The organism is Photobacterium carnosum, from assembly GCF_021236965.1.
In the GTDB taxonomy this organism is placed as follows: Bacteria; Pseudomonadota; Gammaproteobacteria; order Enterobacterales; family Vibrionaceae; genus Photobacterium; species Photobacterium carnosum.
Genome location: NZ_WMDN01000044.1, coordinates 1 through 7,587, shown reverse-complemented (window position 1 = coordinate 7,587; position 7,587 = coordinate 1). Strand labels below are relative to the sequence as shown.

Annotated in this window: 7 protein-coding genes; 1 reads left to right on the top strand and 6 read right to left on the bottom strand. The window is 35.4% G+C overall.

Annotation, left to right across the window (positions count from 1 at the left end):
• From GLP24_RS19505 to GLP24_RS19480, 6 genes are all read right to left on the bottom strand, one after another.
• Positions 1–465, bottom strand: a 465-nt coding sequence (locus GLP24_RS19505) for a cysteine peptidase family C39 domain-containing protein (RefSeq protein ID WP_232616420.1), incomplete at its 3' end; no start/stop codon positions are given.
• Between the two features lies 1 nt (position 466).
• Positions 467–2,395 carry a bifunctional diguanylate cyclase/phosphodiesterase gene (locus tag GLP24_RS19500; protein ID WP_101770417.1) on the bottom strand — a complete coding sequence of 643 codons (1,929 nt, stop codon included), beginning with the start codon at positions 2,393–2,395 and terminating at the stop codon, positions 467–469.
• A gap of 13 nt (positions 2,396–2,408) precedes the next feature.
• Positions 2,409–3,053 (bottom strand): transglutaminase-like cysteine peptidase, encoded by a 645-nt coding sequence (locus GLP24_RS19495; RefSeq protein WP_407951517.1) that lies wholly within the window; start codon positions 3,051–3,053, stop codon positions 2,409–2,411.
• 24 nt (positions 3,054–3,077) lie between these two features.
• Entirely contained in the window at positions 3,078–3,668 is a 591-nt protein-coding gene (locus tag GLP24_RS19490; RefSeq protein ID WP_232616419.1) for an OmpA family protein, read from the bottom strand.
• Positions 3,669–3,679: 11 nt separating this feature from the next.
• A complete protein-coding gene (locus GLP24_RS19485) occupies positions 3,680–4,990 on the bottom strand; it encodes a TolC family outer membrane protein (RefSeq protein ID WP_152654459.1) in 1,311 nt (436 codons plus the stop codon).
• 4 nt (positions 4,991–4,994) lie between these two features.
• Entirely contained in the window at positions 4,995–6,389 is a 1,395-nt protein-coding gene (locus GLP24_RS19480; protein ID WP_232616418.1) for an HlyD family type I secretion periplasmic adaptor subunit, read from the bottom strand.
• Positions 6,390–6,732: 343 nt separating this feature from the next.
• On the opposite strand from GLP24_RS19480, the gene GLP24_RS19475 reads away from it, so the two are divergent.
• A partial coding sequence (locus tag GLP24_RS19475) for a retention module-containing protein (RefSeq protein WP_232616417.1) occupies positions 6,733–7,587 on the top strand: 855 nt, incomplete at its 3' end.

The following is a 7,587-nucleotide window of genomic DNA, read 5'->3' as shown; positions in this document are numbered from 1 at the left end:
ACGATAAATACTACGAGATTCCCATAACGTACTCCAGAACCAATGCCCATCTCGGTTTTTTAAAATTTCAGGAGAACGCTCATCATAACGAAAACGTTTCTTAATTAAGAATAAATGGCCACTGTATTGTGCATTTAATTCATTGATATTAATCCATTGCTCAGAGCCATCACTTTGAGGAAGGACAACTTCAGCTTCACCTTTTTCTTGATCAATACTAAGTACTACACAAGCATCACCCCCTTTTAGTATGGCAATGACCGGGAATAATAATGGCGATAACTTATCGAATGTTAATTGTGTTTGTTTAGCCTGAAGCCCTGCCTTTTCTGCTGCGCGAGGTAATAAAAAGGGGGTTAGTAAACCATCGGTTAGCGGTAGATCTGCAATTAAGGCATCCGGTGAATTTGCTTGGCCGTAGAAACGACTAATATAAGCAAGTGATTGAAGCAATGGATCTTTCATGTTATTTCCCATTAACTAACTGATCGGTGACGTAACCTTGAAAACCTTGAATTTGTAGCTGTGTTAATTTGTCTTTTTGTTCAATAGTTTCCACACGGGAGGCGATAGTGAGTACTGAAAGGTTATTGGCACTACGTGTTATCGATTCTAAAACGTCTGTTTTTACTTGATTATCTAATTGGGACGTATATGAAAAATCTAATTTCACATAGCTAGGTCGTAATTTATTCAGATAACCTATCGAGCTGAAATTATGACCATAATTATCAATACCAAATTTAAATCCATTGTTACGAATAATTTCACAAAGTAAGCTAGTATTATTTATATTTTTAATAAAACAAATTTCAGGCAATTCAAACAAAACATGTTGTTTCATCTCGCTACAAGCTTGAAGCTTGCTATTAAGCCAGCGAATAAACCCTGTATCATTAATGCTACTTTGAGTAATATTAATAGCGATAGGTACGGATTCGGTTTTTCCCACCAATTGATTAAACAGAGTATCTATAATGTAGCAGTCAAATTTAGTACCCTCATTAAGTTTCTCAATAGCAGATAAAAATTGACCAGCATTAAAGCATTGTTGGCCTTTTTTAATATAAGCGAACATTTCTTTATGAATTACAGCATTGTTTGCATCAATTGCTTTTTGGAAAGTAAAATGGATTAGATTATTTGCTATTGCTTCATCAACTAATATTTTCCATTGTTGTTTACCTATTGCTGGTGTTGTTTTTTTCTCATTAATTTCTAATAAAGCTATAGGTTCTTTAATTTCGTGACGCGCTTTATTTACTGCATTATCAGCATGAGCAAGTAAAGCCGTTATTGTTAGAGTATCTGAACACATTACGATACCAACAGCAGCTTGAAGTGGTGCTATCCCAAGAGGATCTGAATTAAGCTCTGATGTCATATGTAGCATCGAACGGGCAGTATCCATAAGTTCATCTTCGGAGGCATTAGGTGCAATCAGCATAAATTCTGATTGGTTTAGACGAGCGATGGTAACATTATCAGTAGAAAGTTCTTTTAGGTGATTAGTAAGTTTTTGTACTAACTTATCACCTTTTTCATAACCTGATTGCTGATAGTTATCTTCAATAGCATCAGATTTTAATAGAATGATACCGCCAGTAGGTTTATGTAATAACCATGATTTTAGTTTGGTCATTAAGTAACTGCGGTTAGCTAAACCTGATACGGGATCTTGATAGGCACGAATACGTAAAGTATCGGCCTCTTGAGCTTGTTGTTCAAAATGTTGTTGTAACTGAGTATTCATCGAATTAAAAGCAATAACGAGATCAGATAATTCACGAGTATGAGGTGTCGGCAAAGGATCCGTGAAATGGTTATGTGCTATTTCTTGTGCACTTTTTTGAATTTGTTTTAATGGACGTAATACTTTATTGAGTACTAAGGATAATACAATAGCAGTCAATAATAGGCTTGTTATAAAACCAAGTACAAGTTGAATAGTTGCTTTCCATAATTGGATATAGGCTGAAACAGGACTGCTAATAACGGTTAAATTGGCGAGTTGTAGCCAACCACTGGTTAAGGTTGTAGTTTGAGTAATTGCTTTAATCTGGATTAATGATTGGAACCAATCAGGAATATTATCTATTCGTTGAGGGTATTGGCGAATAATTTCTTTGTTAGAGTCGAGTAAGGTTAGTTTTACTTGGCTGTAGTAACCCGAATCAAAAGTGGCATTAATAACGGATTCTGCTGAAATAAAATCTTTTTCTTTTAGGTATGGAGATAGAGCAAAGCCGATTGAGTTTACAACATTATTAAGTTCAGTTGATTGTTGCTCAATTAAATAACTTTTAGTGGTATTAAATTGAATAGTAAACACAGCACTTATCAGTAAAAATAATACAACTAACATCCACAGTAGAAGTTGTCGGTAAAGGGTCATTGTTATTTACTCATTAATAAATGTTTAGTGGTTGGTTTAGCTTGATCTTTTGAGAGCGACTACGTAAATCATTCCAAAGACTTAAGCGCGAAGCTTTACCCGCTATTTGTTCTTGTCCTTTTTGTTTCATAAGCCATAATTTACTACCATTAAAACTGTATATCGGTAGTAAATCATTACGCTGAGTCGCTGGTAAAATATCGCCTTTGAGATTATCTAAAATCAGTGGTATTGCTGATGGTTTTGGATAATAAGCAACAACCATATGGAATTGATTAAGTTTAAGTGCTTTTACATACACTAATCTTAGCTTATTATCATCAATACCAAGCTTAAGTAACATTTTGTATTTGGCAATACTAAAATCTTCACAATCACCCGCACCTGCACCAATAAATTCGTAAGGTGTTGCCCAATAATCTTCTTTTCCCCATAGCTTTTGATCGCTAATGAAAAAAAATTGATTAAAAAAAGTATTAGTAGCATTAAGTTTCTGGCGTTCAGTTAAATGTTGTGAGTTTTTGATGAGTGCGCGCCAGGCTGTTGCTCGTTTACCTGCGCGTTCACCATAAAATTGAGTTATTTTTTCTATCTGTTGTGTGTTACTAGCAGCAAGAACATTTACTGCTAGTAAACAACAAAGTAACCAAAAAGTTATCTTCTTCAATGGGCAATTTTCTGTTTAATTTTCACGAACGGTATATACCGTCCATTCTTTAACTACATTACCTTGAGAACCAACTACTTGTGCCACGACTCGACGACTTAATGTATTACTTTCTTCAATATCAGATGCTTTAACTGGATCACTATCGCCAAAACCAACCGTTTTAATGCGAGCGGGTGTAACGCCTTCATTTATTAATGCTTGGCGGATTACGCTTGCACGGCGTTTTGATAAGGCAACATTATAAGCAGTATTACCAACAGGACTCGCATAACCTTTTAACTCTATATGTGTTTTAGGGTATTTCGCTAAGAACGTACTCATATTCTTGATATTATTTCTATAATTTTCAAAGATCACCGAAGAATCATTAGCAAATAACACATGGATCTTATTTTCTTCAGAACTGTCAATATAAGTCGGGCAGCCATTGTTATCGACGACGGCATCAATGGGGGTTTTGGGACAATGATCACGTTGATTAATAACGCCATCACTGTCGTTATCAAATAAATTTTTGGTTTGCTTTGCAACGGGTGGTTGAGGTACTGAAAGTGAGCATCCAAATAATGATAGTGTGAGTAACCCAATAATTGTGTATTTCATATTTTGTTCCTTTATTTAACTGATTGTACCCAAGATTGAGGTATTTCAACTCGCATCTCACTAAGAATTAATCCGGTTGCATTTAACACGCGATATTTAGCTAAAATACCATCATATTCAGCTGTAAAATAAGCTTTACGTGCTTCGAATAATTCATTTTCAGTATTTAGTACATCCAATAAAGAACGTTGACCTATCTTAAATTGTTTTTCATAAGCAATAACGGTACGTGCAGAAGCATCAACATGTTCTTGTAAGAATATTTTTTGTTTTTTCGATAACGTTAAGGCACTCCAAGAAAGGCGAGTACCTTCTTCTAACATGCGATAAGCGCGATCTCGAATATCTTTGGATTTATTGATTTGATAAGCTGCTCGACGTGATTTAGCTACGTCACTTCCGCCATTAAATAGGTTATAGCGCATTTTTAACATGGCTTTTAGTTCATCGGTATCGCCGGCTGAACCATTAAGATGGTTTCCCCATTCTTGTGAAGCTTCAATGCTAAAAGATGGATAGAAAGTACCTTGTGCTTGTTTGTATTGATATTCTGCGGCATTGATATCATTTGATGCAATATAAACAACCGGATTATTTTTTTCGGCTTTCGTCAGCGCATCATCTAAAGATATTGGTAGATAATTACTATCAACTTCAGGTTTTATAAGATCAGTTGGGTAAGCGCCAATAATTCGCACAAACGCAGTGATTTTATCTTGAAGGTTACTTTCTGCGGCTAATAAATTGGTATTAGAACTGGCTAAACGACCATCAACTTGTGCTAAATCAGCCGTCGAACCGATACCTGCATCTGCACGCTTTTTGATATCAACGTACATTTTTTGATGTACTTTAAGGTTAGATTGAGACAAAGTTAGTACATCTTGAGCATGGAGGACATTAAGATAAGCTTCAGTTGCTTTTAGTGCCTTGTCTTGTGCGTCAGATAATAATTGATAGCGTTGGGCTTCTGTTTCTGATTTATTACGTTGAATATCGTTATACGTAATAGAACCATCCCAAATTAATTGACGAATATTTAGTTGGGCACTTTGAGGGCGGTATTGGCCAGAAGGACTGTTTGCTTTGTAATCATCATGTCCAATACCTGCTTCTAGATCGACTGATGGTAAATAATCACCCTTAGCCGCATTCACTAATTGGTGTTTACTTTGAAATTCATTGTAAGCACTTTTTATATCAGGATTAGTTGAAAGTGTTTCAGCAATAGCTTGCTCTAATGATTGCGCCATTACTGGCGTTGCCAAACATTGAAGGCTAATTAATAGAGCAACTTTTCTAAATATATACTTTTTTGTCATTATTTTATTCTCTTAATGCCGTTTGACGCGCTCTGAGGATTGGTTTCAGTAAATAATCAAGTACAGAACGTTTACCTGTAATGATATCTGCTGATGCCGTCATTCCTGGAATGATTGGTAATGCTTCGCCATTAGGACCTTTAAGGCTACTTGCATTGGTACGAATTTTTACTTGATAGAAACTATTGCCTTTTTTATCTTGGATTGTGTCGGCACTGATTGTCTCTACAGTTCCTTTGAGACCACCATAATTGGTAAAATCATAAGCACTGAATTTTATGATGGTCGGTAATCCGGGCCTTAAAAAACCTATATCTTGAGGGGCTATTTTTGCTTCAATTAATAGCGTGTCTTCCGTGGGGACAATTTCTACTAATGGCATACCTGGTTGAATAACCCCACCAACAGTATTGACGTATATTTTTTGAATAGTACCTGTAACAGGTGAAATAACCGTTGTACGTTTAACTCTATCTTTAAGGCCTATTTGTGTTTCTTTCATGCTGGATAATTTATCACTAATTTCATTCAGCTTAGCTTGAATTTCTGAACGGAATTGCAAAGCAATATCTATATATTTAAATTTGGCTTCTTGGATAGCTGCTTGGGTTACTGGAACTTGTAGTTTTGCTGAGTTTAGGTCACGTTTAGTATCATTGAGTGAACGCTGTAATTTTAATAGCTCAATGCGAGGAACCACACCTTCATCCGCTAATGGTTTGGTGATATTATATTCTTTCATTGCGATATTATAACTATCACGAAGATTAGATACTCGAGAGCGTGTTTCTGTTAGTTCTCGCTCTTTTTGTGATGCTTGCTGTGATGCAACAGATAATTGATTTTCTAAATTATTTAATTTACCTGTGAATTGGTTAAGTTGTCTGCGTACTAATTGAGCATGCTTGTTCTTGAAATTAGGAGTAAAAACGGGAGGAATGCTAGTAATATTAACGCTTTTTCGCCATTCGGTATTTTTAGTGTTTTTATTTACAGTAACACTGACAAGTAATGCGTTAAGACGTAACGAATCAGCCTGCATGGCTGCAAGACTTTGGGTTTTTTCTTCAAAGTCAGATTTAAATTGTGTGTCATCTATGAGTAGTAATGTTTGACCTTTCTTAACTTGTTGGCCTTCTTTTACAAAAACCTGCTTAACAATACCACCTTCGAGGTTTTGTACTACTTGTAGCTGAGATGACGGAATAACTTTTCCTGAGCCCGTCGTTACTTTATCGAGTTTTGCAAAATAAGCCCAAGTAAATGCGATAAAGAAAAATAATACTATGACCCATAAAATGATTCTGGCACTTTTAGGTGTATTCAGTAGCAATGCTGATGATTTATCATCAATAAAATCGAGATCATTGTTTGATATCGAGATGGCTTTTTTACTCATATAAAACTTAGGTCTCAAGAAAAACGGCTTACAAAGAACATACAAATTACATCATTTAACTAGCTATTTAGTAGGTTAATTACAATCCATATTTGTATAAATAAATTTAATATTACGTATTGTTGATGATTATACAAGAGAGTGTTTTTTAATTAATATTCTCGAATGATAATCCGTCAAGGTATTGACGTAAAGTGATATTTTCTATTTAATGCTTTGTTAGGATATATGTGTAGCTGCGCATATACATGTATAAAATATATATCATTAATGGTAATAATTAAATTGATGATGTAATGAATGCGGTTCGTTATCAATTATTAGAGTTAAGGTTGAATGTAGTATGGTTAAAATTGAAAATAATAACAATGAGCTAAAGCTTATTGATGGTACCTGTTTTGTTATTAAAAATAATAAAAATATTTTAGCTATTAATAATCATTATCAACTTCAATCTGATGAGATTATTATTGCTAATAGCAGTACTAAAATGATTTTTAAGAAAGATGGCATTGAACAAGTTATTGATCAACCAGTGTCCACTTGTTCAATGTTATCTGCTGATGGACTCAAAATTGTTAGTTTAAAGCATGGTATTGATTTTAATCATGACGGTATTAAGAATACGCCGTTTTCCGATAATGATATTAGTGCTATTCAGAATGCTATTTTAACAGGACAAGATCCAACTAAATTATTTGAAGCAACAGCCGCAGGTGATGTGGGATTAAATGGTTCATCAGCAACAGCGAGTTTTATCACGATTAATTACGATAATGATTCGATGTTAGCAAAGGCAGGATTTGATACTGCTTACGAGCCAAGTGTCAAAAAAAGTCATATAGAGGACGGTGGTAGTATATCGTACTCTAAATTAGACGCAGGTGTCACCATCACCACCATTGGTGGTGACAATGTGATCAATGAGAACGAGTCCCACAGCAAAGTGCCTGTAACCGGTACTGTTGATGGTGATGTCAAAGTCGGCGATACCGTTACAATTACTGTAGATGGTAAAGCGGTAGGTACTGCCACAGTAGAAAGTCACAATGGCAAGTTAACGTGGACGGCAAACGTCGATGGCAGCGTATTAGACAACGCCACCACTGATAACGTCACCGCTACCGTGACAACTCATGATGAAGCAGGCCATAGCGCCACGGCGACAGATGATCATATTTACACCGTTGATACTGAC